Below are 25868 nucleotides of genomic sequence, written 5' to 3' on the forward strand. Positions count from 1 at the left end.
GGGGACGACGGAGGGGCCGAGGGAGAGGGTGAGGGAGGGGAAGAGGCATCGGTCAGGCCGCCTGTCCGGCGAACGCGTCCTCGTTGACACCCAGTTCGGCGAGCAGTCGGGTGCGGAGCGCGGCCAGGGCGGGATCGCCCGCGGAGCGGGGCCGGTCCAGGTCGACGGCCGTGTCGTACGCGATGACGCCGTCCCGCATCACCAGGGCGCGGTCCGCGAGCTGCAGGGCCTCGTCCACGTCGTGGGTGACGAGCAGCACGGTGCAGCCGCGCCGCTGCCACAGTTCGGCCACGAGCCGCTGCGCCTTGATCCGGGTCAGCGCGTCGAGCGCGCCGAACGGCTCGTCGAGCAGCAGCAGGTCCGGGTCCCGTACCAAGGCCCGGGCGAGGGAGGCCCGTTGCGCCTCGCCGCCGGAGAGCGTCTTCGGCCAGGCGCCCGAGCGGTGACCGAGTCCGACTTCGGCCAGAGCCTTCTCCGCCACCGCACGGCCCGGCTTCCCGGGCAGCCCGAGGAGCACATTGCGCCAGACCCGCTTCCACGGCATCAGGCGCGGCGCCTGGAAGGCGACGGCGCGACGGCGCGGGACGAGGACGGTGCCGGAGATCTCCCGGTCGAGCCCGGCGAGGACCCGGAGGAGGGTGGACTTGCCGCAGCCGCTGTGGCCGAGGAGCGCGGTGAACTGGCCTGCGTGCAGGGTGAGATCGAGTCCGTCGACGACGGGCCGCCCGTCGAAGGAACGGGTGAGGCCCTGGACGGTCACTGCCCGGTGAAGGTCGGTCGCCATTGCAGAAGCAGCCTTTCGAGAGTACGGACGACGGCGTCGGCGAGAAGGCCGAGGAAGGCGTAGACGACGAGGCAGACGACGATCACGTCCGTGCGGAAGAACTCCCGCGCCTGGTTCATGAGGAAGCCGATGCCGGCGTCGGCGTTGATGGACTCGCCGAAGACCAGTGCCAGCCAGGCGGTGGCCAGGGAGTACCGCAGCCCGGTCATGGCCCCGGGCAGCGCGCCCGGAAGCACGACGTGCCGGACCAGACCCCAGCGTCCGAGCCCCAAGGACTGTCCCGCTTCGACGAGTTGGGCGTCGACGCCGCGGATTCCGGCGTACACGTTCAGATAGAGGTGGAAGGCGACGCCGAGCGCGATCAACGCCACCTTGGGCGCCTCCCCGATGCCCAGCCAGATGATGAGGAGCGGGATCAGGCCGACCCAGGGCACGGTCCGCAGCATCTGGACGGGGGCGTCGACGAGGTCCTCGCCGAGCCGGGAGAGCCCGGAGAGCAGAGCGAGCGCGATGCCGACGATGCCGCCGATCAGCAGTCCGGCGGCGACCCGGCGCAGGGAGACGCCCATCGCGGTGGGGAGGGTCCCGTCGCCGATCAGCTCACCGCCGGCGCGGGCGATGGTCCCCGGCGAGGCGAGCGCCTCGGCCGGCAGCACTCCTGTCGTGCTGAGGGTCTGCCAGAGGGCGAGGAGCAGGACGGGTCCCACGGTGCGGCGCAGCCAGCGCGGGACGGTGGGGGTGCGGCCGGGACCGCGGTCGGGGGTGAGGGGCTCGACATCCGGCAAAGGCGATATGTCGGGCGGGGAATGGGGCGGGGCGTGGTCGACCGTCATGGCGGGACTCCGGGGGAGGGACGAGGGGAAGGGCGTGTGGGTACGCGTCAGCGACCGCGGGCGGCGCGGGGTGAGCGCGGGCACGCGGCGGTCAGAGCGTCAGTGGGGATACGGGTACGTCGCGCGGCGTCGGAGGGACGGCGGCGCGTCGGAGACGTGAAAGGGCGTCAGCAGCCGCGGCGACACGCGGCGGAGGCCACCCGCAGCAGGTCGATGTGACCGCGCGTGGTGAGCAGGGCTGTACGCAACATGGCGCGAAGGTAGCGACGCTCACGCTCCGGGTCAACGGTGTCTCGGAGCGTGGACGCGCTTCGGGGGTGCGTGGACGCCCTTCGCGATCGAAGGGGGTGGAGTGGGACCGGGAGATCAGCTTGGCCTGAATGCCTCTTGTGTCCGCGACTCAGGACCCCCTTTTGCCGATCGGTAAGGTTAGGCTAACCTCTGCGACGTGCAAGCAGCTGAACAGACCGACGCGACGACTCGTCCCCGCGGTCATGAACTCTCGGCCACGGGCGTCACCGTGGCGTACGAAGGCGTCGATGTCGTCCACGACGCCTCCATGACGCTGCGCCCCGGCGAAGTGACCGTCCTCGTCGGCCCCAACGGCAGCGGCAAGTCGACGCTGCTCCGCACCATCGCACGGCTCCAGCAGCCGCGCACGGCCACGCTCATGCTCGACGGGGCCGTCGACGGCCTCGCGCTGAGCCCCCGTGAGTTCTCGCGCCACGTCGCCCTGCTCACCCAGGGACGCCCCACCCCCAGCGGGCTCACGGTGCGCGACGTGGTCGAGTTCGGCCGCTACCCGTACCGGGGACGCTGGGGCAAGGCCGACCCGGGCGGCAAGGAAGCCGTCGACCGCGCGCTCGCCATGACGGGCGTCACCGAACTCGCCGGGCGCGGCGCCGAACACCTCTCCGGCGGCCAGCTCCAGCGCGTCTGGCTCGCCGGCTGCCTCGCCCAGCAGACGGGCGTGCTGCTGCTCGACGAGCCCACCACCTACCTCGACCTGCGCTACCAGGTCGAACTCCTCGACCTCATGCGTGACCTGGCGGACGACCACGGCATCGCCGTCGGCGCCGTTCTCCACGACCTCGACCAGGCGGCGGCCGTCGCCGACCGGATCGTCCTGCTCGACGCGGGACGGGTGGTCGCGGACGGCGCCCCCGAGGACGTACTGACTCCCGAGCGGCTGACCGGCACGTACGGCATCCGTATCGAAGTAGACACCGATCCACTCACCGGCCGGCTGCGCACCCGTGCGATAGGCCGCCACCACTCGCGAAGCGAAAGGCTCAGCACCACATCATGAGACGACTTCTCCTCACCGCGGCGGCCGCCACCACCGCGGCCCTCGCCCTGTCCGCCTGTGGCACCACCGAGCCCGCCGCCGACGACGCGAAGAAGACGACCGAGCGCATCACCCTCACCGATGCCACCGGCACCAAGGTGGAGCTCGACGGCCCCGCCAAGAAGGTCATCGGGACCGAGTGGAACGTCGTCGAGCACCTCATCGAGCTCGGCGTCGACCCGGTGGGCGTCTCCGACGTCAAGGGCTACAAGACCTGGGACACGGCCGTCCCGCTGAAGAACGAGCCCAAGGACATCGGCACGCGCGGTGAGCCGAGCATGGAGACCGTCGCGGCCCTCAAGCCCGACCTCATCCTCGCGACCTCCGACCTGCCGCCGGCCGCCGTCAAGCAGCTGCGCAAGATCGCCCCGGTCCTCGAGGTGAAGGCCGCCGACGCCGCCGACCCGATCGGCCGGATGACCCAGAACCTCGACCTGATCGCCAAGGCCACCGGCACCACGGACAAGGCCACCGAGCTCAAGAAGCAGTTCGAGGCGAAGCTCCAGGAGGGCAGGAAGGCCCTCGCCGACGCGAAGCTCGCCGGTGCGAAGTACGCCTTCGCCGACGGGTACGTCGTCTCCAACCAGGTCTCGCTCCGGCCCTACACCAGCGGCTCGCTCATCGGCGCCGTCAACGAGAAGCTCGGCCTGAAGAACGCCTGGACGGTGAAGGGCGACCCGGCCTACGGCCTCGGTGCCACCGACGTCGAGGGCCTCACCACGATCGGTGACGTGCAGTTCGCGTACATCGGCAACGACGGCGACGCCTCCAGCAACCCGTTCCAGGGCGTCCTCGCCAAGGACAAGGTGTGGACCTCGCTGCCGTTCGTCAAGAAGGGCAACGTCCACCGTCTGCCCGACGGCGTCTGGATGTTCGGTGGCCCCGGGTCGATGGGCAAGTACGTCGACTCCCTCGTCGCCGCCCTGACGAAGTAACACCATGGCCGTCACCGCAACCACCCCCCCCACCCGTCCGCCGACGGCCACGTCCCGGACGGGCGCGGCCCCGGTGACGGCCGCCCTCATCCTTCTCGTCGTCGCCCTCGCGGTCGTGGACATCACCCAGGGCACGGCCGCGGTCGGCGCCCCGGAGGTGTGGAAGGCGCTCACGGGCCGTGCCGACGCGTCCGACGCGTCCGTCGTCGTCGCGTCCCGGCTGCCCCGCATGGCCGCGGGCCTGCTCGTGGGCGCCGTCCTCGGCATGGCGGGTGCCGCCCTCCAGGCCGTCAGCCGGAACGTCCTCGCCTCGCCCGACACCCTCGCGGTCAACGCGGGCTCCTACTTCGCCCTCGGTCTGGCCGGCGCCACCGGCGTCTCGCTGCCCCTGCTGGCCTCCTCCGGCATCGCGTTCACCGGCGGGCTCGCCGCGGCGGCCGTCGTCCTCGGCCTGTCCGGCCTCGGCACCGGCACCGTCCGGCTCGTCCTCGCGGGCAGCGCCCTCACCCTCGGACTCACCGCCGTCACCGAGGGCCTGCTCCTGCTGTTCCCCCAGCAGACCGAAGGCATCTACCACTGGAACCAGGGCAGCATCGCCCAGAACGGCTTCGACGGCGTCCTCCAGATGCTGCCGATCGCCGTCGTCGGACTTGTCGGACTGCTGCTCCTCGCCCGCCGGATCGACGCCCTCGCCCTCGGCGACGACGCCGCCCGCGGCCTCGGCGTACCCGTCCGCGCCACCCGGCTCACCGCCGTCGTGCTCGCCGCCCTGCTCTCCACGGCGGCGGTCACCCTCGCCGGACCCATCGGCTTCGTCGGACTGTGCGCGCCCGCGCTCGTCCGGCCGCTCGCCCGGCGGTTCCGCGCCTTCACGCGCACGCGGGGCAACCTGCCCGTCGTGGGCCTCACCGGCGCGGCCCTGGTGCTCGGATCCGACGTGCTCCTGCGCGTCCTCGTGCCCTCGGACGTGGCGGTCGGCGTCCCGACGGGAATCGTCACCAGCCTCGTCGGTGCCGTCTTCCTCATCGTCATGGCCAGCCGGACCCGGGACACGGCCGCGGCCTCCGCGCCCGACCGGCTGCACATCAGGAGCCGGGCCGTCTTCCTCACCACCACCGCCGTCCTGGTCGTCGTCCTCGTCGGCGTGGTCATCGCGGCCGTGCTCCTCGGCGACGCCCAGCTGCTGCTCGGCGACGTGGTCAACTGGCTGCGGGGGCAGGCGGGCCAGACCACCGCCTTCGTCCTCGACACGCGCGTGCCCCGCGTCCTCGCCGCGCTGTTCGCGGGCGCCGCCCTCGCCCTGGCCGGCACCCTCGTCCAGGCCGTGACCCGCAACCCGCTCGCCGAACCGAGCATCCTGGGTGTCTCCGGCGGTGCCGCGCTCGGCGCGGTCCTCCTGGTGACCACGGTGCCGATGGTCGGATCGTGGAGCGTGGCGGGCGGTGCCTTCGCGGGCGCCGCCGTCAGCTCCGTCCTCGTCTTCGGCCTCGCCGCGCGGGGCGGGTTCCAGCAGAACCGGCTCGTCCTCGTCGGCTTCGGTGTCGCGACCGGGGCGGCGGCCCTGATCAGCCTCCTCATCATCCTCACCGACCCGTTCAACGCGATCAAGGCGCTGACCTGGCTCTCGGGCTCCACGTACGGGCGAACCCTGCCCGACATCGTCCCCCTCGCGGCGGTCCTCGTCGTGGGCGTGGTCGTCGCGGCCGCCCGGCGCACCGAACTCGACCTGGTGTCGCTCGACGAGGACACCCCGCGACTCCTCGGCCTGAACCTGGGCCGCGGCCGCCTCGGCTTCCTCGTCCTCGCCGTCCTGCTCAGCGCAGCCGCCGTCGCCGCCGCCGGCACCATCGGCTTCGTGGGCCTCGTCGCACCCCACGCGGCCCGCGCCCTCGTCGGCCGTCAGCACGTGCGCGTGGTGCCGGTCGCCGTCCTCCTCGGCGCCGTCCTCGTCTGCACCGCCGACCTCGTCGGCCGCACGGTGATCGCCCCGGCCCAGCTCGGAGCGGGCATGATGACAGCGATCATCGGCACGCCGTACTTCCTCTACCTGCTGGTACGGAGCCGACGCGGCTAGGGGTACGACGAGTGCCACGAGACCCGGCCGGAGGGCGGACGACCTAAGCTGCCCTCCGGCACAGGCCTCGACCCAGGAGCACGCACCATGACCGACCGCGACCGGCACCCTCCGTACCCCGACGCCCTCCGGCCGGACGCGGCACCGGCACCGCACGAGTTCCTCGCGCCGGTGACCGGGCTGCTCGGCACCTGGGTCGGCACGGGCCGGGGCGGGTACCCGACGCTCGCCGAGGACTTCACGTACGCGCAGGAGGTCACCTTCAGCCACGACGGCCGCCCCTTCCTGCACTACGAGGCGCGCGCCTGGCTGATCGACGCGGACGGCACCCCGCTGCGACCCGCGGCGCGCGAGAGCGGCTGGTGGCGCCTCAAGCCCGAGGGAGCCGTCGAGGCGCTGATCACCCAGCCCACCGGCATCGCCGAGATCATGGTCGGGCGGGTCGAGAACGGCGCGATCGACCTCACCACCCACACGGTAGCCCTCGCCCCCACGGCCAAGCACGTCGAGGCCACACGCCGCCGCTACACCCTCGCGGACGCGGACACCCTGGAGTTCGTCCACGACCTGGCGGCGGTGGGCCTCCGGCTGCAACACCACTTGTCGGCACGCCTGCGACGCGAGGACGGGAAGTAGACCCATGGGGAACCTGAACGACGACGACCCCTACCTGTGGCTTGAGGACGTCTCCGGAGAGGCCGCGCTGGCCTGGGTGGCCGAGCGGAACGCGGAGACCGCGGGAGCGGTGACCGAGGGCGAGGCGTTCGGGGCCCTGAAAGCGCGGCTGAGGGAGGTCCTCGACGCCTCCGACCGGATTCCCTACACCGTGCGGCGCGGCGAGCACCTGTACAACTTCTGGCGTGACGCGGATCATCTGCGCGGAGTGTGGCGGCGGACGACCCTGGAGCGGTATCGCCAGGACGCCCCCGAGTGGGAGGTGCTCCTCGACGTCGACGCGCTGGCCGCCGCCGAGGGCGAGAAATGGGTCTGGGACGGGGCGCGCGTGCGGCGGCCGGCGTACGACCGGGCCCTGGTGCGGCTCTCGCGCGACGGTGGCGACGCCGTCGTCGTGCGCGAATTCGACCTCGGCACACGGGAGTTCGTCGACGACGGATTCCGGCTTCCCGAGGCCAAGACACGGATCGGATGGGTCGACGACGACACCGTCTTCGTCGGTACGGATCTGGGCCCGGGCTCCCTCACCGACTCCGGCTACCCCCGTACCGTCCGCCGATGGCGCCGTGGCACACCCGTCCAGGACGCCACCCTCGTCTACGAGGCCGACCCGGCGGACGTGGCCGCGTGGGGCTACCGGGACACCACACCCGGGTTCGAGCGGGAGTTCGTCGGCCGTTCCCTGGACTTCTTCCACAGCGAGACGTACCTCCTGCGCCCCGACGGCACCCGCGTACGGATCGACGTGCCCGACGACGCGAGCGCCTACGCCCATCGGCAGTACCTGATCGTCACCCTCAAGTCCGCGTGGCTCGGGCAGCCGACGGGCTCGCTGCTCGCCTTCGACTTCGACGCCTTCCTGGCGGGCGACCGCACTCCCGACGTGCTGTTCACGCCCGATCCCCGGACCGCCCTCGCCGGACACACCTGGACCCGCAACCACCTCCTCCTGGAGACCATGCGGGACGTCAGCGCCCACATCGAGGTGCTCACCCCCGTCCCCGACGGCGGCGGTTGGACGCGCGAGCCGCTCGTCGGCGTCCCGGCCCTGTCCGCCGTGAGCGTCGTCGACACCGACCCCGACGTGTCCGACGAGTACTTCCTCGACGTGTCCGGGTTCCTCCAGCCCTCCACCCTCCACCACGGGAGGATCGGCGGCGGCTCGGAGGTCCTCAAGCAGGCCCCGCACCACTTCGACCCCACCGGCCTCACCGTCGACCAGCACTTCGCGACCTCCCGGGACGGCACGCGCGTCCCGTACTTCGTCATCGGCCCCGACCGCACCACCGCGCCCGGCCCCGGCCCCACCCTGCTCTACGGCTACGGCGGCTTCGAGGTCTCGCTCACCCCGTTCTACGGCGGGGTGACGGGCCGGGCCTGGCTGGAACGCGGTGGGACCCACGTCATCGCGAACATCCGGGGCGGCGGCGAGTACGGCCCCGACTGGCACCAGGCCGCGCTCCGCGCCGAACGCCCCCGGGCCTTCGAGGACTTCGCCGCCGTCGCCGAGGATCTCGTCGCGCGGGGCATCACCACGCCGGCCATGCTGGGCGCCAAGGGCGGCAGCAACGGCGGGCTGCTCATGGGCGCCATGCTCACCCGCCACCCCGAGCTCTTCGGCGCGATCGTCGCCCAGGTGCCGCTCCTCGACATGACCCGCTTCCACAAGCTCCTCGCGGGCGCGTCCTGGATCGCCGAGTACGGCGACCCCGACGACGAGGCCGACCGCCCCCACCTGCTCGATGTCTCCCCGTACCACCGGCTCGCGGCGGACCGGGACTACCCGCCCGTCCTCCTGATGACCTCGACCCGCGACGACCGCGTCCACCCCGGGCACGCCCGGAAGACGGCGGCCCGGCTGCGGGAGCTCGGCCACCGGGTCCTCTTCCACGAGAACACCGGCGGCGGGCACGCCGGCGCGGGCGACAACGAACAGGCCGCCCACAACAGCGCGCTCGTGCACACCTATCTGTGGCAGCAGCTCACCGGAGGGGGAGCAGGAGCGCAGGCGGGAGCGGCGGCGCCGACGATCCCCGGACCGCTCACAGCCACCCCGACCGCTGCGCCTGCAGCGCCATCTGGAACCGGCTCGTAGCCCCGAGCCGGGCCATCAGGACCTGCACGCGGCGGAAGAGCGTACGGCGGCTGACGCCGATCTCCCGGGCGATGACCTCGTCGCTGGCGCCTGCCGCGAGCAGCCGGAGCAGACGCCGGTCGGCGGGCAGCAGCCCCGCCGGCCGGGCCGAACGTCCGTGGAACGGCAGCGCGTTCTGCCAGGCCTGCTCGAACAGCGCCACGAGCGCGGAGAGCAGGCCGCACGGCTGCACGACCAGCATCGTGTTGTACACGTCCGTCTCCTTGATCGACAGGGCGACCAGGGCGTACGCGTCGTCGATGATCAGGAGCTTGACGGGCACCGACGGCAGGACCCGCGCCTGCTCGCCGGCCTCGATGCACGGCTCGATCGAGTTCTCCAACTGCCCGGGATGCTCAAGGGACTCCCGCGAGTACACGACCCGCTGGGTCACCCCCCGCGCGAGCGTGGCGAGCGCGTCGTCCGTGGCACCGACGAGGGGGAAGTACGGAGGCGAGTCGAACTGCCGGATCTGCTCCCGGGCACTCGCCCACGCCTGACGCATCCGGAGCCCGATGGCGTCACCGGTCACGACCTCCACCAGTGGATCGTGGTACCCCGCGAGCCGCTGCCGCCGGAACGACTCGAACGCGCCTCCGACGGTGATCCGGGACTCGTCGAGCTCGGCCGCCCGGCGCCGCCCGAGGATCTCCAGGCCCGCGGCGGGCGGCACCGGCGCCACGACGTCGGAACCCTCCTCGGCCGTACTCGCCAGACCGCAGTCGACCAGCTCGCGGTACGCCTCCGCCAGCGTCTCGTCCCCGAGTCCGGCCGCGGCCCCGATCGAACTCAGCGGCGCGGGCCCGCACTCCAGGAGCGCCCGGTACACCCGGGTGCCCTCCTGCCCGATACCCAGAAGCCGGAGTGCCTCGCCGAGTCTCTCGTTCGCCATGGACCGATTATCGACGCCTTCGACCCGGGGCCGTCGGGTCCCCGCCGTTCGTGTGCCGTGACGGGGCTGAAGGCCCCCTCGGACAGCCGCCGGCAGGGGCGGCGACCCCGGGGGGCCGACCGCGTCGGCGCGGGCCTCGGCCGTCGCCCACCGCATCGTCGGGGGAGCGGTCCGGGACTGGGCCGCCGAGCCGCGGCGCCGCTACTCACCCACGAGTGAGTAGCAGCGCCCACGCGCGGTGCCGGGTGGCCGTCCTACGCTCCCGATCATGAGTGCAGTCGCCCGAAGCCGTCCGCGCCGAGTGGTGCGGCGGCTCCTCTACGGTCTGATCGCCGTGGGCCTGGTCGCCGCCGGTCACCACCTCTGGAACGGCGCCCCGTACCCCGAGGCCGCCCCCGACGCGGTCGCCGGGCGCCTCAAGGCGCAGGCGCAACGGGTGTACGACGAGGCCGCGCTGCCCCGAGCCCCCGAGGTGCGGTCCCGGGTGGAGACGGGCACCTGCTCCTACCGCGGCCTCAGATCCGTCGCCCACATCGACCGAGGCCGCCCCGACGTGCGCAGCTTCGGGCTGTCCTGGCGCGTCACGGACGTGCCGGAGACCACGGCCCGCGCGGCGCAGGCGCGCACCCGCCTCCGCCTGGAGCGGGACGGCTGGAAGCTCGTCAGCGAGAACGTCTCGGACCTGGGCTTCCGCTTCGAGCACCCCGGGACGGGCGACAAGGTGGACGTCGACTGGTACGAGCCGACGGGCACCTTCGCCCTCAGCGCCTACGCGCCCTGCGGCAAGCTGCCGGACGGCTTCTCCGCGTACGACTGGCCGGCCGCCGCCTGGACGCCCCGCTGAAGGCTGCGGGGGTGGCCGATCCGTGCCACTGGCGGTCTTCGGCAACCGGAGCCCGCGTCGCGGAGTACCTTCCGGAAACCGCCGGCCCACGGCGGTCGAGGAACCCATCCGGAAGAAGGTGCAGGACGTGGCGAAGGGTCGCAAGAACGGCCTCTACGAAGGCGTCTCCGAGGAGCTCTCCACCCTGATGAGGTCGGGGTGGGCGGACACCGAGCGGCACGGGCTCGAGCCCGACGAGCAGGCCCCGTACGCGGCCCGCCGCCGCGCCGCGCTCTCCGCGCGCTTCCCCGGCGAGCGCCTCGTGATCCCCTCCGGCAACCTCAAGACCCGCTCCAACGACGACACGTACCCCTTCCGCCCGTACACGGGATACGTGCACATGACCGGCGACCAGGCACGCGACGGCGCCCTCGTGCTCGAACCCCGCGCGGACGGCGGCCACGACGCCTACTGCTACCAGCTGCCGCGCGACAGCCGCGACAACGACGAGTTCTGGATCGGCTACACGGCCGAGCTGTGGATGGGCCGGCGCCGCTCGCTCGCCGAGGCCGAGGTCGTCCTCGGGCTGTCCTGCCGCGACGTCCGGACCATCGCCCAGGACCTGGCCGCGGGGACCGGTGTGCCGACCCGGATCGTCCGTGGCATCGACCCGGCACTCGAGGCCGCGGTCACCACCGACGAGGCGCGCGACGACGAGCTGGAGGAGGCGCTCTCCGGACTCCGGCTCGTCAAGGACGCCTGGGAGATCGGCGAGATGCGCAAGGCGGTCGACTCGACCGTCCGCGGGTTCACCGACTGCGTCGGCGAGCTGTCGCGGGCCGTCGCCTCCTCCGAGCGGTGGATCGAGGGCACCTTCTTCCGCCGGGCGCGCCTGGAGGGCAACGCCGTCGGATACGGCTCCATCTGCGCGGCCGGTGAGCACGCCACGATCATGCACTGGACGGAGAACGACGGCCCGGTCCGGCCGGGCGAACTGCTCCTGCTCGACGCCGGCGTGGAGACCCGCTCCCTCTACACGGCCGACGTCACCCGCACGCTGCCGATCAGCGGCACGTTCACCCCGGTCCAGCGCCAGGTGTACGACGCGGTGTACGAGGCGCAGGAGGCCGGCATGGCCACGGTCAAGCCGGGTGCCCCGTACCGCGACTTCCACGAGGCGTCCCAGCGGCACCTGACGGCGCGGCTCGTCGAGTGGGGCTTCATCGAGGGCCCTGTCGACCGGGCTTACGCCCTCGGTCTCCAGCGCCGCTTCACGATGGCCGGCACCGGGCACATGCTCGGCCTGGACGTCCACGACTGCGCACAGGCCCGCACGGGGGAGTACGTTGACGGCGTCCTCGAACCGGGCATGGTGCTCACCGTCGAGCCCGGGCTGTACTTCCAGCCCGACGACCTGACCGTGCCGGAGGAATGGCGGGGCATCGGCGTCCGGATCGAGGACGACCTCGTCGTCACCGACGACGGCCACGAGAACCTGTCGGCGGGCCTCCCGCGCTCCTCGGCCGAGGTCGAGTCCTGGATGGCGCGCTTCGCGGGCTGACCCCGCCGGAGGTCGATCACGAAGGAGCGCGGGGGAGACGGTGGCGTACCGCCGGCGCCGGCGGAGGCGCCGGCGCCGGGCTCGACAGGCCCTAGGGGGAGGCCGTCGGGGTCGCGATCGGCCTGCGGATCTCGTCGCGTATCTTGCGGGTCTCCGCCGCCGCCACTTCGAGGGTGGCGCTCGGGGTGAACTCGATCGCGACGGTGGTGTTGGCGTCGCCCCAGCCGCACACGGTCTTTCCGTCCACCGTCTCGCAGCGGAAGTCGACGTCCGCGCCGGGCACGCGGATCGTTCTGGGCGGATCGTCGACGGTCTCGCTGCCCGTGACGGTCATGGCTCTCATCAGGCTGTCCCGGTCCGACTCGGGGTCCGTGTACCGTCCGGACGAGCCGTACACCTCCACCGTGCGGAACGTGACCCCCTTCTCGATGCCGGTACTGGTGACGGTGTAGTCGGCGGAGTAGTGGGTCGAGCCCTTCCGGCCTCCGTCGTCCGACTGGGGGTCGGCGGGAAGGCGGTTCTCGATGTTGCGCCCGTACGCGCCGTCCACCATCGACTCGGGAAGGACGAGCTCGTGCGTGGCCGGGGGGAACGAGGCGTTCGAGCCCCAGCCCGGTCCTCCGGCCGCGTGGATGCCGTAGCCGGTGGCACCGAGCACGAGCAGGGCTCCGGCCACACCGGCCAGGATCCGTCCGGTGGGCGTCTTCCCCACCGGGGACTCGCCGCCCCGGGCCGCGGCGTGCGGGGCCGCGCCGACGGTCGTGGCATCCGCGATGTCTGCGGCGGCCGACACGGCGGTGGGCGTCGGCGCCGGCGCCGGTGCCGACGACGGGGACGGCGCCGCCGGGGAGGCCTGCGTCGGTGGGTGGGCAGCCGCGTCCGCGGCAGGCTTCGCGGCGGTGCCCGGGGCCAAGAGGTCCAACAGCCTTCCGGGGGTGGGCCTTTGCGCCGGGTCCTTGGCCAGACAGGCGGCGACCACCGGGCGTATGCCCTCCGGCAGGGCGGACAGGTCCGCCGGCTCGTGCACGGCCCGGTACATCAGAATCACCGGGGTGCCCTCCCCGAACGGCTGCCCGCCGGCCGCCGCCACCAGCACCGCGCCCAGCGCGAACACATCCGCGGCGCCGCCCACTTCGAGACCCTGAGCCTGCTCGGGGGCCAGGAAGCCGGGGGTGCCGAAGGCCGCGCCGGTGAAGGTCAGCCGGGTCGCCTCCAGGGCCCGGGAGATACCGAAGTCGAGCACCCGCGGTCCGTCGTCGGCCATGATGATGTTGCCCGGCTTGAGGTCGCGGTGGATCAGGCCGCAGGCGTGGATGGCCCGCAGCGCCTCCGCCAGCGCCGCGCCGAGCAGCCGCAGTCGGGCCTCGTCCATCGGTCCGTGCTCGGCGAGCAGCCCCGAGAGCGTCGGCCCCGCGATGTAGGCGGTCGCGAGCCAGGGCGCTGCCGCGTCCGGGTCGGCGTCGACCACCTGCGCGGTGTGGAACCCGCCGACCCTGCGGGCGGCGTCGACCTCCGCGCGGAACCGGGCGCGGAAATGCGGATCGGCGGCCAGCTCGGGCCGGGCCACCTTGACCGCCACGGTGCGTCCGCCCCGTGACCGTGCCAGGTACACCGTCCCCATGCCGCCCGAGCCCAGCTCGCGCTCCACGGCGTAGTCGCCGATGCGCTCCGGCAGGTCCACGCCGTCCACTCGCCACCCCCTGCGCGGCACCCCCGTTGGAGTGCCGCGGGCCAGTATGGCCGACCCTCCGTGCGGCGTCACTCACGGATGATCACGGTCGCAGGAGTGAGGGGGAGCCGGGGTGGGGGCCGGCCGGCCTCTGGACGTCTCCCGGGCGATGCGGTTAGCTGCACTTGCACCTAATCAACAAGTTGCATATGGAGTGCTCGTGCATCCGTTCCGCACCGCCGTCGAGAACCGGGACCACACCGCCATCGAGGCCCTGCTCGCCGAGAACGTGGTCTTCACCAGCCCGGTGGCCTTCCGCCCGTACCCCGGCAAGGCCATCACCGCCGCGATCCTGCGCGGAGTCATGCGCGTCTTCACCGATTTCACGTACGTCCGCGAGATCGGGAGCGACGACGGCAGGGACCACGCCCTCGTCTTCACCGCGAAGGTCGGCGACATGGAGATCAACGGCTGCGACTTCCTCCACTTCGACGAAGAGGGAAGGATCGACGACTTCATGGTCATGGTCCGGCCCCTCTCCGCCGCGCAGGCGCTCTCCGCCGCCATGGGCGCCCAGTTCGAACGCATCAAGGAGGAGGCCTTCGCCGCGTCCGCCCCGGGCACGGCCCCCGAGGGCGAGCGGTGAGCGGCGCGGACTTCGACGCCGTCGTCATCGGGGCGGGCAACGCCGGCCTCACCGCCGCCGCCACCCTCCAGCGCGCCGGCGCCCGCACGCTGCTCGTCGAGCGCCACAGCGTGCCCGGCGGCTGCGCGACCTCCTTCCGCCGGGGCCGGTTCGAGTTCGAGGTGGCGCTGCACCAGCTCTCCGGCATCGGGGCCGAGGGCCAGGCGTTCACGCTGCGGCCCCTCTTCGACGAACTGGGCATCGGCGACCGGCTGACCTGGGTCGGGGAACCCGACCTCTACCGCACGGTCGTGCCCGGCTCCTTCGACGTGACCCTCCCCGCGGACTGGGAGGGCGCGACCGCCACTCTGGACGCGCACTTCCCCGGCAACCACGCCCGCCTGGAACGGTTCTTCGCCCTCGTGCGGGACCTCACCTTCTGGCAGATCGCCGCGATGCGCGGCACTCCCGCCGACCAGGTGGACGAGCTCCTCTTCCGGCACGGCCTGCGGCCCGCGCGGGACGTCCTCGACGAGCACTTCGAGGACGAGCGCCTCAAGGCGGTCCTCGCCTCCTACTGGGGCTACCTCGGCCAGCCCCCGTCCCGGCTGCCCTTCCAGGACCTGGCGCTGGTCCTCTTCGCGTACCTGGAGTTCAAGCCCTGGCACCTCCGCGGCGGATCGCAGGCGATGTCCGGCGCGATCCTCGACGCGTTCCTGGAGGCCGGGGGCGACGTCCGGTTCCACACCGCCGTCGACGCGATCCTGACGCGGGGCGGGAAGGTCGTCGGCGTCCGCCTCGACGACGGCCAGGAGGTGAGCGCCACCGACGTCGTCTCCAACGCCTCCCTGCCCCTCACCTACGGCATGCTCGACGGCCTCGACATCCCCGGCGCCGTCCGCACCGACCTCGCCTCCCGCCGGATCGGGGTCTCCGGCTTCGTCCTGCACATGGGCCTCGACGCCACCCCGGCGGAACTCGGCTTCACCGCGAGCACCACCTTCGTCAACACCGACCTGGACGCCGACCGCACGTCCGCCTCCTGGCGCACCCGAGAGCCGGCCCGGGGCATCTGCGTCACCTCGTACGACGTCGAGCCCATCGGCTTCGCACCCCGCGGGGCCACTCATGTGAGCCTCATGACCCTCCAGTACGGCTCCGCCTGGGACGACGTCGAACCGGCCGCGTACGCCCGGGAGAAGTTCGCCTACGCCGAGACCCTGCTCGACCTCGTCGAGACCGTCACCCCCGGCATCCGGGGTGTCATCGAGGAGGTCGACGTCGCCACCCCGCTCACCATGAGCCGCTACCTCGGCCACCCGGGCGGGGCGATCTACGGATACGACCAGGACGCCACCGAGAGCTGGCAGTTCCGCGACAGCGAGCTCCACCCGCACGTGCCGGGGCTCCACCTCGCCGGATCCTGGTCCGGCATGGGCGGCTTCCAGCCCACCCTCGAAGCGGGCGCGCGCGTGGCCCGGCGCCTGCTGCGGTCCAGGACCGCCTGAAGAGACCGGGAGAGATCTGTGACGCCTCATCACCTCGCCGCGCGCTTCGCCGGCGCGGACCGCATCCGGGACGAGATCGCGGCCCGCACGCCCGACGCCGTCGATCACGCCGCGCGGACCCGCCGCACCATCGACACCTACCACCCGCGCCGCCTCGACCTCCGGGTCGACCGCGTCGTCGACGAGACGCCGAGCACCCGCACCTTCCGGCTCCGCCGCCCCGACGGCGCCGACCTGCCGCCCTTCCTCGCAGGGCAGTACGTCGGAGTGTTCGCGGACGGGACGAACCGGCCGTACGCGATCTCCTCGAGCCCGGCCGACCTGAGCCACTACGACCTGACCGTGCGCCGCGTGCCCGGCGGGCGGATCAGCAGCCACCTGCTCGACACCCTCGCCGCCGGTCACGCCCTGACCACCACCGGCCCCCAGGGCACCTTCCACCACAACCCGCTCTTCCACGGCGAGGACGTCGTCTTCCTCGCGGGCGGTTCGGGTGTCGCACCCGCGATGAGCATGCTCCGGGAGATCGTCGACCGTGGCCTCGACCGGCGCTTCCATCTCCTCTACGGCTCCCGGTCCCTCGACGACATCCTGTTCCGCGCGGAGCTCGACGCGCTCGCCGCCGGCCATCCCGGCATCCGCGTCCACCACGTCCTCCAGGAACCGGATCCGCGGTGGCCGGGCCCCACCGGACTGCTGACCGCCGCACGCGTCACGGAGCTCGCCGGACCCCTCGACGGGCGGATGGTGTACGTGTGCGGGCCCCAGGCCCTCTACCCGTACGCCCTCGGGCAGCTCACCGGGCGGCTCGGACACCCGCGCCGCCGGATCCGCTTCGAGGTCAACGGGGCCCCCGCCGATCCCACCCGGCAGCCGCATTGGCCGGCCGGTGCCGATCCGGCGGAGCCGGTCACGGTCGCCACCCGCGCCACGGCCTTCCGCACCCCGCGCGGCCGTCCCCTCCTGGACGCCCTGGAGGACGCCGGCATCCGCCCCGAGTCCGCCTGCCGCTCGGGCGAGTGCGGCCTGTGCCGGGTCCGCGTCCTCAAGGGCGAGGTCCACCACGCGGAGGAGGCCCGGCTCCGGCTCTCCGACCCGGACTCGGGGTACGCGCACGCGTGCGTCGCGTATCCCCTGACCGACGTGGAGCTGGACGTGTGAGGGGGAGTGCGGACCGGGGGTGAGGCCGTACGTACGCACATCGGTCGTCCGTACGAGGGGAAGTGGCTCGAACATTCACCGATTCAGGTGACAGCGGCCGAGGCGAAACGTCCCTCCCGGAAGGGGGACGTCCACGCTCGAAGCGACACATGGAGCCACCCTGTGGAGCGCCCGATGCAGCTGATCCCCCGTCATGACCCCTACATGGTCGTCCGCTCGACCGGCGGCGAGACCGTCGCCGCCCTCCGGGGTGAACTCGACCTCGTCCTGGTGCGGCACCTGCGGCCCGAGCTCGACGCCCTCGTGCGGGAGTCCGACGCCCTGACCGTCGATATCCGGCGCCTCACCTTCTGCGACGCCACGGGGCTCGGCCTTCTCGCCCACTGCGCCGGGCGCACCCGGCAGCGGGGGGCGTGCTGGCGGCTCGTCTGCGACCAGCCGTGGATCCTCCGCCTCATCCGCCTGACGGAACTCGACGACGTCCTGTGCCCGGAACGGGGATCGGAGTGGGATGCGACGGGGGAGCCCGAGGGGGAGGTGACGGGCGTCTTCCCGGACGGATGGGACGTGGGGCCGCCGGGCGGGCTGCCGGACATGACGGCTCCTCACTGGGATCCGGCGGGGCCCCTGCTGTCCGAACCCGGTGTGACAAGACCCGTCTCGTAGGCGGCGATCACGGCCTGCGCCCGGTCGCGCAGCCGGAGCTTCGACAGGATGCGGGCGACATGCGTCTTCACCGTCGCCTCGCTCAGCCGGAACCGCATCGTGGGGAGCGGCGCCGTGGGCGCCGCGACCCGCCGGATCGGGATCCTCAAGGCACTCGGCTTCACCCCGCTCCAGGTCGGCCGGGCTACGTGGCGCAGGCCCCGATCCCGGGTTCCGCGGGGGCCCTGCTCGGCGTCGCCCTCGGCAATGTCCTCGCCGTACCCCTCCTGGCCGAAGTTGCGGAGACCTACGGGACGACGGCGGTCCTCATCCCGCTCTGGGTGGACGTCGTGGTCCCGGCGGCCGCCCTCGCGGTGGTGGCCGGGGCCGCCTTCGGCCCCGCGCTGCGTGCCGCCCGGATGCCGACCGCGGCGGTGCTCCGCCTCGGTGCGTCCGCCGCGGGCGGGCGTGGGCTCCGGATCCGCGGCCTGGCCGGCCGTTGCCACTGCCGCGCCCCGTGACCCTGGGCCTCGCCGCGCCCTCGCGCGCCCGGCGCGTGCGGCGAGTACGGCCGCGGCGGTGGCCTTCGGGGCCCTCGCGGTGACGTTCGCGGTGGGACTCGGGAGCACGCTGGTCGCGGTGAAGACCGACGGGGACCCGGACAAGGGCGGCGACGTCACCGTCCGCACGGTGGCGCGGCCGGACGACCCGGCACCGGGGCAGCCGGGTGCCGAGGACGGGGTCCCGGGAGCGCCTCTGCCGGGGAAGCCGGCCGATCCGGCCGCGGTGGCGGCGGCGATCGCCGCGCTCCCGGGGACCGCCTCCGTGTACCGGACCGCGCAGACCCAGGTGGAGACGGCGGGGCTCAAGGGCGGCGCCCCGCTCGTCGCGTACGAGGGGAACGCCGCCGGCAGCCCGCACGGCGTACCGCTCGGCGCGGCTCTCCACCGCCAGGTCATGCCGGCCAAGGGCCGCGCGGTCGGCACCACGATTCCGTCCGCCGACATCGACGTCTACGGCGCGCCCCCGCCGGCCCTTCTCGCGACCGCCGGCGTGGTGATCGCGACGGCCGGCGCCCTGCTTCCGGCGGGCTGGGCGGCCAGGGCGGCGACGGCGCGGGCCCTGCGGGCGGAGTAGGGGGGCAGCGGAGGGAGGGGCGGAGCCGGGCCCGCGCGATACCGTCGGACGCATGTCTGAAGTCCGGTTGACCACGCCCTCCTTCCTCGTGCTGGGCATCATCGACAAGCTGGGTGAGGCCAGCCCGTACGACGTGAAGGTCGAGGCCGCGCGGACGGTGGCACCGTTCTGGTCCATGCCGCACGCACAGGTCTACGCCCAGTGCGACCGGCTTCTGGAGGCGGGGCTGCTCTCGGAGGTCAGGCAGTCCGGGGGCCGGAACCGGCGTCTGATGAAGCTCACCGAGGAGGGCGCGGAGGCGCTCCGAGGCTGGCTGGCCGACCCCGCCTTCGTCCCGGTCGAGGCGCGCGAACGCGGCATCCTCAAACTGTGGTTCGGGGCGAGCCCGCGCGTCCATGCCCCGGTGCAGATCGAGGAACACCGGCGGACCCTGGACGAGTACGAGGAACTCGCCGGTGAGGTGGGTGAGTTGCTGACACGCGGGCAGCGCGAGGCCTTGGAGTTCGGCATCCGTTACGAACGGATGATGGTCGATTTCTGGCACTGGGTCGAGAGCCGCGAGTCCTGATCCCGGTCCGCGCGTCCTGATTCTTGTTACCGACCGGTTGACCCCGGCGGTGCCCCGCCCTACCTTCCTCCATAGTCCAGAAAGGACTATCGCGGCGGACCGGCGCCGTGGACGGTGGAGGGGGATGCGCCGTGGGACGTTCGACGGGCACGGATACGAGCACAGGTACGAGCACGGATGCGAGCACGGATACGGGCGGGGGCACGGGCACCGGCACCGGTGCAGGCATCAACTGGGGGCGGGTGTCCGTCGTCGCGGTGACGGTGGTCTGCCTCGTGTACGCGCCGATCGCCATGACCGAACTCTGGCCGTACGCCACACCCGGAGCGCCCGCCATCGGCGAGTGGCTCCTCGGCCGTTCCGTGTCCGCGGAGTTCGTGGCCGACGCCGTCCGCGACCGGATGGGACCGTACACCCGCAGCCTGGTCCCGCTGATCGTCCACTCGGTCCTGGGCGGCCTCCTGATGCTGCTCGGCCCGGTGCAGCTGCTCTCGGCGGTGCGCCGCCGCATCCGGCTGCACCGCGTCCTCGGAACCGTCTTCGCCGGCACGGTGTACGTCTCGATGGCCGGCGCGGCGCTCTACCTCCTGCGCACCCCGCCGGCGGAGGCCTTCAGCGGCGCCGCGTTCTGGATCGTCCTCGCGACGATCCTGGTCGGCACGGTCGGCAGCGTGACCTTCGGGGTCCTTGCCGCCGTGCGCGGCTTCCCTGACCTTCACCAGCGCTGGCTGCTGCTCTGCTACGGCTTCCTGATGACCGCTCCGCTGCTGCGGCTCGAATGGGGCGCGCTGCCCGCGCTGTACCCCGGACTCTCCCTCCAGGACGTCAACCGCGTCGCGATCATGCACCTCGGTGCCCTCGTCGCCTTCGGCGCGCTCCTGGCCTCCCGCGCCCTCGACCGACGGACCCAGGTTCCCGGCCTGACCGGCACCTGGGCCCCGGGCCCGGTCCTCGTCGCCGCCCACGTCCTGGGCGCCGCGTGCCTGGGCTGGATCACGTACGCCCTCCTCGACCAGGGGACGCAGGGGCGACGACTGCTCGTCGCGTACCTCGTCCCGTACGTGCTGACGTACGCCGTCGTCGCGGTCCGCGCGGCGCGTGCCCGTGGGCGGGGAGCGGCCTGGGCGCGCGAGGAGTGGCGGCTGCACCTGGCGGCCCAGTGCCTGGCGCCCGCCTTCTCGGCGGTGACCGTGCCCGTGCTGGAGCGGACGATGGGCCTGGACCGGCTCACGTCCCTGATCGCGGGGGTCGGCATCGGCGCGGGAATGCTGGCGTACGCGGCGGTCACCGTGGTGAGCCTGCGGGTCCTCCACGGCCGCGAAGTCCTGAAACGACAGGGGGAGTCGGCGGACGGTCCGCCGGACCCACGCGGCCGGTCGACCGCGCATCCGGTCGGTGCCGGTGCCGGCGGTGCAGGAGCGGACGGGAGCAACTGATGGCCGTCCAGAAGGAACTGTCGCCCGGCATCGTCGTCCTGAGCGCCGTCGTGGGCGGCATCAGCCTCACCACCGGCGCCCTGCTCACCGTGACGAGCCTGTTCGGGTACGCGGCGGGTCCCTGGGTGTCCCCGGAGGCCCTGAGCCCCGGGCTCATCGGAGCCGCGATGGCCGGAGTGGCCCCCGCGCTCTTCACGATCGGGCGGGCGCGCCTCTGGGAGGACGTACGGAGCCTGGTGCTGCCGCTGGTGATCGTGCTGGCCGGGCTGTTCGCGGTGAGCCTGCTGAACGGCGGCTCCCTCCAGGCGGTCGAGGGCGGGCCGCTCTTCCTCGCCCTCTTCAGCCTCGGCTGGGTCGCCACCCTCGGACTGCTCGCCCTCGGCGCGGTGGGCTGCCTGGTCGCGCAGTACCGCAGGCCCCCGGGGCGCGCGGGCGCGACACCGCGGCAGCCGGTCGCACCGCTGCCCGCCTGGTCGAAGCCGCCGCTCGCCGTCGTCGGCTCGGGGTGGCTCGGCATCGGCACCGGGCTGCTCGCCTTCCCCGCGTTCTGGGGCGCGCTCGTGCCGTGGACGGTGAACCGCGCCGACGCGCAGGGCCTCGGTGTCTGGGCGCTCGCACTGGGCGTCGGCGTCCTCGGCGCGCTGGCCGAGGACGACCTGACCCGCATCCGTCCCGCGCTGCGGGCCGTCCCGCTGATCGCGCTGGCCACGGCGGTCGTCCTCGCGGTCCACTTCCGGTCGGTCGACTGGACCTCGGGTCCGGGCGTCTCGCTTCTCGCCCTTGTCACCGGCCTCTTCACGACGGGAGTCTCGGGCCACTGGCTGCTCTCCCGAGCCGACCACCGAAGCGTCGCCCCCACCGGCACCCCACCTGACACCGCGCCCGGTACCCCACCCGACACCGCGCCCGCTGCGGCGCCCGGCGCCTGGTCCGCTGACCGGCCCTCGCCGGCTGACGGCGCCTAGGGCGCGCCGGGGAGCCGGACCGTGACGATGAGGCCGCCGGTGGGGCGGGGGGTGAGGGTGAGAGCGCCGTCGTGGGCGCGGACGACGCTGTGCACGATGGCCAGGCCGAGGCCGACGCCTGCGTGTTCGCCGGTGCGCACACGTTCCGCCCCCCGCCGGAACGGTTCGGTGAGCGTCGGTACCAGTTCCGGTGGGAGGGGCGGCCCCGTGTTCTCGACCCGCAGCACGCTCGTGGTGCCGTCCGTCCCGGTGCGGACCGTCACGGTCCCGCCGGTGGGGACGTTGTGGACGACGGCGTTCTGGACGAGGTTCGTCACCATCCGCAGCAGGAGCTCCGCGGAGCCGCTGGTCAGGGCCGCGCCGCCGGTGACGTCGAGCGCGATACGGCGCTGTTCGGCGAGAGGGAGCAGCGTTTCGGCGGCCTCCTCGGCGAGGAGGGAGAGGTCGACGCTCTCGCGGGTGACGTTCCCGGTGTCGCCGCGGCTGAGCAGCAGGAGGGCCTCGGTGAGGTCGATCGCCCGTGTGTTGACGGCCTGCAGGCGTTCGACGAGCTCCTCCCGGTCGCGGGTGGGGTCCTTGCGGGCGACGTCGAGGAGTGCCCGCGAGATCGCCAGCGGGGTGCGCAGTTCGTGGGAGGCGTTCGCGGCGAACCTGCGCTGTTCGTCGACGTGCGACTCGAGTTTTCCGAGCATCGAGTCGAACGCGTCGGAGAGTTCACGGAACTCGTCCTGGCGGCCCTTCATCCGGATCCGGTGGGACAGCGACCCGTCCCCGGCCCTCCGTGCCGCTTCCCTGATCTGGTGGAGCGGTGCGAGCATCCGGCCGGCGAGGAGCCACCCCCCGACCAGGCCGAACACGAGGAGGCAGGCCATCGCCACGGCCGCCGCCGGGAAGAAGGTGCGCACCAGGAGGTAGCGGTTGGGCGAGATCCCGAGCAGGCCCTGCGAGTTGTCGGGGACGTACCGCAGCAGGTACCCCCACACCACGGCCAGCAGCAGAGCGCCGGCGACGGCGAGGAAACCGGCGTAGCTCAGGGTGAGTTTCATTCGGGCGCTGAGCCCCCGGCGTCTATCCACGCGCCGTGCCGGGGCGGGCGGCGTCGGGTCCGGTCGCGATGCGGTAGCCGACACCCGGCACGGTGGCGATGATCCATGGTTCGCCGAGCCGTTTGCGCAGTGCGGACACGGTGATGCGTACGGCGTTGGTGAGGGGGTCGACGTTCTCGTCCCAGGCCCGTTCGAGCAGCTCCTCGGCACTGACGACCCCGCCCTCGGCGGCGACGAGGACTTCGAGGACGGCGAACTGTTTGCGGGTGAGCGCGACATAACGTCCGTCCCGGAAGACCTCCCGGCGGAACGGGTCGACCCGCAGGCCCGCGAGCTCGCGGACCGGAGGCCGGGTGTACGCGCGTCTGCGGTCGAGCGCCCTCAGCCGCAGGACGAGCTCTCGCAGCTCGAACGGCTTGGTGAGGTAGTCGTCGGCGCCGAGCTCGAAACCGGAGGCCTTGTCGTCGATCCGGTCGGCGGCGGTGAGCATGAGGATGGGGATGCCGCTCCCGGAGGCGACGATGCGCCGGGCGACCTCGTCGCCGGAGGGGCCGGGGATGTCGCGGTCGAGGACCGCGAGGTCGTAGGAGTGGACGCTGAGCAGTTCCAGGGCGGAGTCGCCGTCGCCGGCGATGTCGGCGGCGATCGCCTCGAGCCGCAGCCCGTCACGGACGGCTTCGGCCAGGTAGGGCTCGTCCTCCACGATCAGTACGCGCATGACGGAAGCCTAAGCAGTGGAACACGGCGCCGACGTGTGCGAGGCCGGGAGCACACCGGACGCACGGCTCAGGCCGCCGATGCCATGGCAGGGCGGGGGCGGTCCGAAGGCGCGTCCCCCCGGGTGCGCCACCAGTGCCGCGAGGCCAGTGCGGCCAGGGCGGCGCCGGTGGTGTTGACCAGGACGTCGTCCACGGAGGACACCCGGTCGAGCTGGAAGACGTACTGGGCGGTCTCGACCAGGATCGAACAGCCGGCGCCCAGTGCCAGGACCCGGGGAAGGGACGCGGACGCCGCGAACCGCATCGGGGCGAAGAAGCCCAGTGAGGCGAAGACCAGGAGGTTGCCGACGATCCCGAGCGTCCCCATCGTGACCAGGTCCCTCAGCGGTACCAGGCTCACCCGGGCGGGGGCGATGCCCGGCGCGGCGCCCGGCATCATGGTCAGCCACAGGAACGGCACCGTCCCGTGGACCATGCCCACCTCGGCCAGCGACAACCGCCACGCCGGCGCGACACCGGCGGCCCGCCGCCGGAGCGCCAGGGCCCCCGCCATGAGCAGGGACAACGGCAGCGCGACCAGCGTCATGAGCACCACACCGTTGAACGTGTCGAAGCAGCCGTGCCACCGCCCGGCCATGCACCGCGGAGCGGACATCATGAGCGGCCCCCGCACGACGTACAGCGCGCCCGCCAGACCGAGGACCGCCAGGCCGATGAGTACGATCCTCCGCGTGCGGCGGGGCGGTGTGGGCAGGGGCGCGCTGTGGGTCATGCCCCCATTGAAGTGGGAGGGCGGTTGCGGGGGCGTATGCGATTCCCGATACACCCGCGATACAAGAAAAGGACTCGCGCCGGTACGAACGGGGGCGCGAGGCGAGGACAGGGTTCGAAATCCCCTGGCAGCAAGGTCGGTTGGGCGGGATCATGATCGGATGAGCCGACACGTCGATACCGCCCCGACCGCCGTGGACACCCCGATCCCCCCGCCCGTGGACGCGCTGATCGTCGTGGACGTGCAGTCCGCCTTCGTCACCGGTGACGGGGCCGTGCCCGCGGCCGCGCGGCTCGTCGACCGTACGACGGATCTCCTCGCGCGGGCCCGGCGGGAGGGCGCGCTCGTCGTGCACCTCCAGAACGACGGACCGCCCGGAGCGGAGGACGAGCCCCACACGCCGGGCTGGGAGCTCCACCACCCCGTCGAGCCCGGGCCCCGGGAGCTCGTCATCCGTAAGCCGCACGACGACGGCTTCGAGGAGACCCGGCTCGGCGGTGTGCTCACCGACGCGGGCGTGCGTGCGGTCGCCGTCTGCGGCGTGATGTCCGAGATGTGTGTGCAGGCGACGGCTCGTACGGCCCTGGCACGCGGCTATCGCGTCGTCGTGCCGCACGACGCCCACGCCACCCAGGACGTTCCGGCGGCGCCCGGAATCAGCGAGGTCGTCCCGGCCGCGACGGTCTCCCGGGTCGCGGCGTACGCCCTGGGGAGCGACGCGGAGGTCACCGTACGGGCCTCCGAGGTCACGTTCACGGCCCCTGCCGCCCGCTGAGGTCCGGGGTCCCGGCCCGCTCGGAATCCACGGACCGGAACCAGGGTGCGCCGTCAGCCCCGGAAGCCTTCGGGACGCTCGGGAGAGGCCTCGCTCAGTGCCTTGACCACGGCGCCCACTCCCTCCCGCAGGCCGTAGACCGGGGTGTCCGGCTGCTGGCGCCAGGAGTCGTCGATCCCGCCGGCGTCCACGGAGTCGAAGCCCAGCTCGTCGATGAGAAGCCGCACCTTCTCCTTCGCCACCGCGTCGTCACCCGCCACGGGCAGGGCGAGCCGGTCCGGGTCGCCCGCCGGGCGCGGCCGCTCCAGGAGGTCCTGCGCGTAGGTGCCGTTGAAGGCCTTGACCACCGGGTGGCCGATCCGGAGCTCGGTCCAGCGGCTCTCCGTCAGGCCCTCGTCCTCGATCGCGGCGATTCGGCCGTCGCGCTCGCGGGGGTAATAGTTGCCGGTGTCGATCACGGCGAAACCCTCCGCCGCGCCGTCGAGGAACCCGGCCGGCAGGTCGGGGACGTTCTTCAGCGGGACCGTCACGACGACGATCTCGGCGCCCCGCGCGGCCTCCGAGGCGGTGACGGCGGTGGCGCCGGTCTCCTCGACGAGCGCGGTGAGGGTCTCCGGGCCGCGGGAGTTGGCCACGGACACGTCGTGGCCGAGGGCGGTGAGGCGGCGGGTCAGATTGCCGCCGATGTTGCCGGCGCCGATGATGCCGATCTTCATGGTGCGCTTCCTTCTGTCCGTTCCGGCTCTCTACGAGATGTCTGATCCAGCCGCCTGAACCCGGCGT

The 25868-nt window shown here is 73.1% G+C and carries 24 protein-coding genes and 2 pseudogenes; 17 read left to right on the top strand and 9 right to left on the bottom strand.

Going from position 1 to position 25868, the window contains the following annotated elements; translation table 11 throughout:
• Positions 1-52: 52 nt before the first annotated feature.
• Both IF00_RS0110805 and IF00_RS0110810 read right to left on the bottom strand, forming a co-directional pair.
• A complete protein-coding gene (locus IF00_RS0110805) occupies positions 53-784 on the bottom strand; it encodes an ABC transporter ATP-binding protein (RefSeq protein WP_030316802.1) in 732 nt (243 codons plus the stop codon).
• Entirely contained in the window at positions 757-1617 is an 861-nt protein-coding gene (locus tag IF00_RS0110810; RefSeq protein WP_209439745.1) for an ABC transporter permease, read from the bottom strand. The genes IF00_RS0110805 and IF00_RS0110810 overlap by 28 nt, the downstream gene beginning before the upstream one ends.
• Before the next feature lie 448 nt (positions 1618-2065).
• Here IF00_RS0110810 and IF00_RS0110815 point away from each other — a divergent pair, with 448 nt between their 5' ends.
• From IF00_RS0110815 to IF00_RS0110835, 5 genes are all read left to right on the top strand, one after another.
• Positions 2066-2926: an ABC transporter ATP-binding protein gene (locus IF00_RS0110815; RefSeq protein ID WP_030316807.1), complete on the top strand. Its 861-nt coding sequence runs from the start codon at positions 2066-2068 to the stop codon at positions 2924-2926.
• Positions 2923-3900: an iron-siderophore ABC transporter substrate-binding protein gene (locus IF00_RS0110820; RefSeq protein WP_030316808.1), complete on the top strand. Its 978-nt coding sequence runs from the start codon at positions 2923-2925 to the stop codon at positions 3898-3900. The genes IF00_RS0110815 and IF00_RS0110820 overlap by 4 nt, the downstream gene beginning before the upstream one ends.
• Before the next feature lie 4 nt (positions 3901-3904).
• On the top strand, positions 3905-5974 hold the full coding sequence (locus tag IF00_RS0110825; RefSeq protein WP_030316809.1) for an iron ABC transporter permease: 2070 nt from the start codon (positions 3905-3907) through the stop codon (positions 5972-5974).
• 87 nt (positions 5975-6061) lie between these two features.
• A complete protein-coding gene (locus tag IF00_RS0110830) occupies positions 6062-6610 on the top strand; it encodes a nitrobindin family protein (RefSeq protein WP_030316810.1) in 549 nt (182 codons plus the stop codon).
• 4 nt (positions 6611-6614) lie between these two features.
• A complete protein-coding gene (locus IF00_RS0110835; protein ID WP_030316811.1) occupies positions 6615-8744 on the top strand; it encodes a prolyl oligopeptidase family serine peptidase in 2130 nt (709 codons plus the stop codon).
• Here the strand turns inward: IF00_RS0110835 and IF00_RS0110840 are convergent.
• A complete protein-coding gene (locus IF00_RS0110840; protein ID WP_030316812.1) occupies positions 8692-9675 on the bottom strand; it encodes a helix-turn-helix domain-containing protein in 984 nt (327 codons plus the stop codon). The genes IF00_RS0110835 and IF00_RS0110840 overlap by 53 nt on opposite strands.
• Positions 9676-9943: 268 nt before the next feature.
• Between IF00_RS0110840 and IF00_RS0110845 the strand changes: the two genes are divergently transcribed.
• Together IF00_RS0110845 and IF00_RS0110850 are read left to right on the top strand one after the other, a co-directional pair.
• Positions 9944-10519, top strand: coding sequence for a hypothetical protein (locus IF00_RS0110845; protein WP_158710441.1), 576 nt, complete (start codon positions 9944-9946; stop codon positions 10517-10519).
• Positions 10520-10646: 127 nt separating this feature from the next.
• On the top strand, positions 10647-12059 hold the full coding sequence (locus IF00_RS0110850; protein WP_030316814.1) for an aminopeptidase P family protein: 1413 nt from the start codon (positions 10647-10649) through the stop codon (positions 12057-12059).
• A gap of 91 nt (positions 12060-12150) precedes the next feature.
• Here the strand turns inward: IF00_RS0110850 and IF00_RS47990 are convergent, their stop codons facing one another.
• Positions 12151-13749: a serine/threonine-protein kinase gene (locus IF00_RS47990; protein WP_425338293.1), complete on the bottom strand. Its 1599-nt coding sequence runs from the start codon at positions 13747-13749 to the stop codon at positions 12151-12153.
• Positions 13750-13948: 199 nt separating this feature from the next.
• Between IF00_RS47990 and IF00_RS0110860 the strand changes: the two genes are divergently transcribed.
• The 4 genes from IF00_RS0110860 to IF00_RS41070 all read left to right on the top strand — a co-directional run bounded on the left by IF00_RS0110860 (position 13949) and on the right by IF00_RS41070 (position 17688).
• Positions 13949-14374 (top strand): nuclear transport factor 2 family protein, encoded by a 426-nt coding sequence (locus IF00_RS0110860; RefSeq protein ID WP_030316816.1) that lies wholly within the window; start codon positions 13949-13951, stop codon positions 14372-14374.
• Positions 14371-15861 carry a phytoene desaturase family protein gene (locus tag IF00_RS0110865; RefSeq protein ID WP_030316817.1) on the top strand — a complete coding sequence of 497 codons (1491 nt, stop codon included), beginning with the start codon at positions 14371-14373 and terminating at the stop codon, positions 15859-15861. Before IF00_RS0110860 ends, IF00_RS0110865 begins: the two co-directional genes overlap by 4 nt.
• Before the next feature lie 18 nt (positions 15862-15879).
• Positions 15880-17022 carry a 2Fe-2S iron-sulfur cluster-binding protein gene (locus tag IF00_RS0110870; protein ID WP_030316818.1) on the top strand — a complete coding sequence of 381 codons (1143 nt, stop codon included), beginning with the start codon at positions 15880-15882 and terminating at the stop codon, positions 17020-17022.
• Between the two features lie 174 nt (positions 17023-17196).
• Positions 17197-17688, top strand: coding sequence for an STAS domain-containing protein (locus tag IF00_RS41070; protein ID WP_037637959.1), 492 nt, complete (start codon positions 17197-17199; stop codon positions 17686-17688).
• On the opposite strand, the pseudogene IF00_RS43550 reads toward IF00_RS41070, so the two are convergent.
• Positions 17628-17783, bottom strand: a pseudogene (locus tag IF00_RS43550) (response regulator transcription factor); the annotation flags it as partial. The gene IF00_RS41070 and the pseudogene IF00_RS43550 sit on opposite strands and share 61 nt — an antisense overlap.
• 93 nt (positions 17784-17876) lie before the next feature.
• Here IF00_RS43550 and IF00_RS0110880 point away from each other — a divergent pair.
• From IF00_RS0110880 to IF00_RS0110900, 5 genes are all read left to right on the top strand, one after another.
• Positions 17877-18188, top strand: a complete 312-nt coding sequence (locus tag IF00_RS0110880; protein WP_030316822.1) for a hypothetical protein — start codon at positions 17877-17879, stop codon at positions 18186-18188.
• 58 nt (positions 18189-18246) lie between these two features.
• Complete coding sequence (locus IF00_RS0110885; RefSeq protein WP_030316824.1) at positions 18247-18804, top strand: hypothetical protein; 558 nt, start codon at positions 18247-18249, stop codon at positions 18802-18804.
• Between the two features lie 52 nt (positions 18805-18856).
• Positions 18857-19372: a PadR family transcriptional regulator gene (locus tag IF00_RS0110890; protein WP_030316826.1), complete on the top strand. Its 516-nt coding sequence runs from the start codon at positions 18857-18859 to the stop codon at positions 19370-19372.
• Between the two features lie 131 nt (positions 19373-19503).
• Positions 19504-20808 carry a DUF2306 domain-containing protein gene (locus IF00_RS0110895; protein ID WP_245234474.1) on the top strand — a complete coding sequence of 435 codons (1305 nt, stop codon included), beginning with the start codon at positions 19504-19506 and terminating at the stop codon, positions 20806-20808.
• Positions 20808-21773 carry a hypothetical protein gene (locus IF00_RS0110900; protein WP_030316830.1) on the top strand — a complete coding sequence of 322 codons (966 nt, stop codon included), beginning with the start codon at positions 20808-20810 and terminating at the stop codon, positions 21771-21773. Before IF00_RS0110895 ends, IF00_RS0110900 begins: the two co-directional genes overlap by 1 nt.
• On the opposite strand, the gene IF00_RS0110905 is transcribed toward IF00_RS0110900, so the two are convergent.
• The 3 genes from IF00_RS0110905 to IF00_RS0110915 form a co-directional block, all read right to left on the bottom strand.
• Complete coding sequence (locus IF00_RS0110905; RefSeq protein ID WP_030316832.1) at positions 21770-22849, bottom strand: sensor histidine kinase; 1080 nt, start codon at positions 22847-22849, stop codon at positions 21770-21772. The genes IF00_RS0110900 and IF00_RS0110905 overlap by 4 nt on opposite strands.
• Positions 22842-23537, bottom strand: coding sequence for a response regulator transcription factor (locus IF00_RS0110910; protein ID WP_030316834.1), 696 nt, complete (start codon positions 23535-23537; stop codon positions 22842-22844). The genes IF00_RS0110905 and IF00_RS0110910 overlap by 8 nt, the downstream gene beginning before the upstream one ends.
• A 68-nt stretch (positions 23538-23605) precedes the next feature.
• Positions 23606-24310, bottom strand: a complete 705-nt coding sequence (locus tag IF00_RS0110915; protein ID WP_030316836.1) for a VanZ family protein — start codon at positions 24308-24310, stop codon at positions 23606-23608.
• 160 nt (positions 24311-24470) lie between these two features.
• On the opposite strand from IF00_RS0110915, the gene IF00_RS0110920 reads away from it, so the two are divergent.
• On the top strand, positions 24471-25085 hold the full coding sequence (locus tag IF00_RS0110920; protein WP_051820050.1) for an isochorismatase family protein: 615 nt from the start codon (positions 24471-24473) through the stop codon (positions 25083-25085).
• Between the two features lie 53 nt (positions 25086-25138).
• On the opposite strand, the pseudogene IF00_RS0110925 reads toward IF00_RS0110920, so the two are convergent.
• Positions 25139-25807, bottom strand: a pseudogene (locus tag IF00_RS0110925) (NADPH-dependent F420 reductase); the annotation flags it as partial.
• Positions 25808-25868: the final 61 nt, after the last annotated feature.

Origin of the sequence: Streptomyces flavochromogenes (assembly GCF_000717595.1) — a bacterium.
GTDB classification, from domain to species: Bacteria; Actinomycetota; Actinomycetes; order Streptomycetales; family Streptomycetaceae; genus Streptomyces; species Streptomyces flavochromogenes.

Excerpts from the sequence above, each read along its gene's own strand:
- IF00_RS0110835 (WP_030316811.1), top strand. The coding sequence starts at position 6,615 with ATGGGGAACCTGAACGACGACGACCCCTACCTGTGGCTTGAGGACGTC.
- IF00_RS0110830 (WP_030316810.1), top strand. The coding sequence starts at position 6,062 with ATGACCGACCGCGACCGGCACCCTCCGTACCCCGACGCCCTCCGGCCG.
- IF00_RS0110900 (WP_030316830.1), top strand. The coding sequence starts at position 20,808 with ATGGCCGTCCAGAAGGAACTGTCGCCCGGCATCGTCGTCCTGAGCGCC.
- IF00_RS41070 (WP_037637959.1), top strand. The coding sequence starts at position 17,197 with ATGCAGCTGATCCCCCGTCATGACCCCTACATGGTCGTCCGCTCGACC.
- IF00_RS0110805 (WP_030316802.1), bottom strand. The coding sequence starts at position 784 with ATGGCGACCGACCTTCACCGGGCAGTGACCGTCCAGGGCCTCACCCGT.
- IF00_RS0110890 (WP_030316826.1), top strand. The coding sequence starts at position 18,857 with ATGTCTGAAGTCCGGTTGACCACGCCCTCCTTCCTCGTGCTGGGCATC.
- IF00_RS0110845 (WP_158710441.1), top strand. The coding sequence starts at position 9,944 with ATGAGTGCAGTCGCCCGAAGCCGTCCGCGCCGAGTGGTGCGGCGGCTC.
- IF00_RS0110825 (WP_030316809.1), top strand. The coding sequence starts at position 3,905 with ATGGCCGTCACCGCAACCACCCCCCCCACCCGTCCGCCGACGGCCACG.
- IF00_RS0110920 (WP_051820050.1), top strand. The coding sequence starts at position 24,471 with ATGAGCCGACACGTCGATACCGCCCCGACCGCCGTGGACACCCCGATC.
- IF00_RS0110810 (WP_209439745.1), bottom strand. The coding sequence starts at position 1,617 with ATGACGGTCGACCACGCCCCGCCCCATTCCCCGCCCGACATATCGCCT.
- IF00_RS0110910 (WP_030316834.1), bottom strand. The coding sequence starts at position 23,537 with ATGCGCGTACTGATCGTGGAGGACGAGCCCTACCTGGCCGAAGCCGTC.
- IF00_RS0110840 (WP_030316812.1), bottom strand. The coding sequence starts at position 9,675 with ATGGCGAACGAGAGACTCGGCGAGGCACTCCGGCTTCTGGGTATCGGG.
- IF00_RS0110915 (WP_030316836.1), bottom strand. The coding sequence starts at position 24,310 with ATGACCCACAGCGCGCCCCTGCCCACACCGCCCCGCCGCACGCGGAGG.
- IF00_RS0110820 (WP_030316808.1), top strand. The coding sequence starts at position 2,923 with ATGAGACGACTTCTCCTCACCGCGGCGGCCGCCACCACCGCGGCCCTC.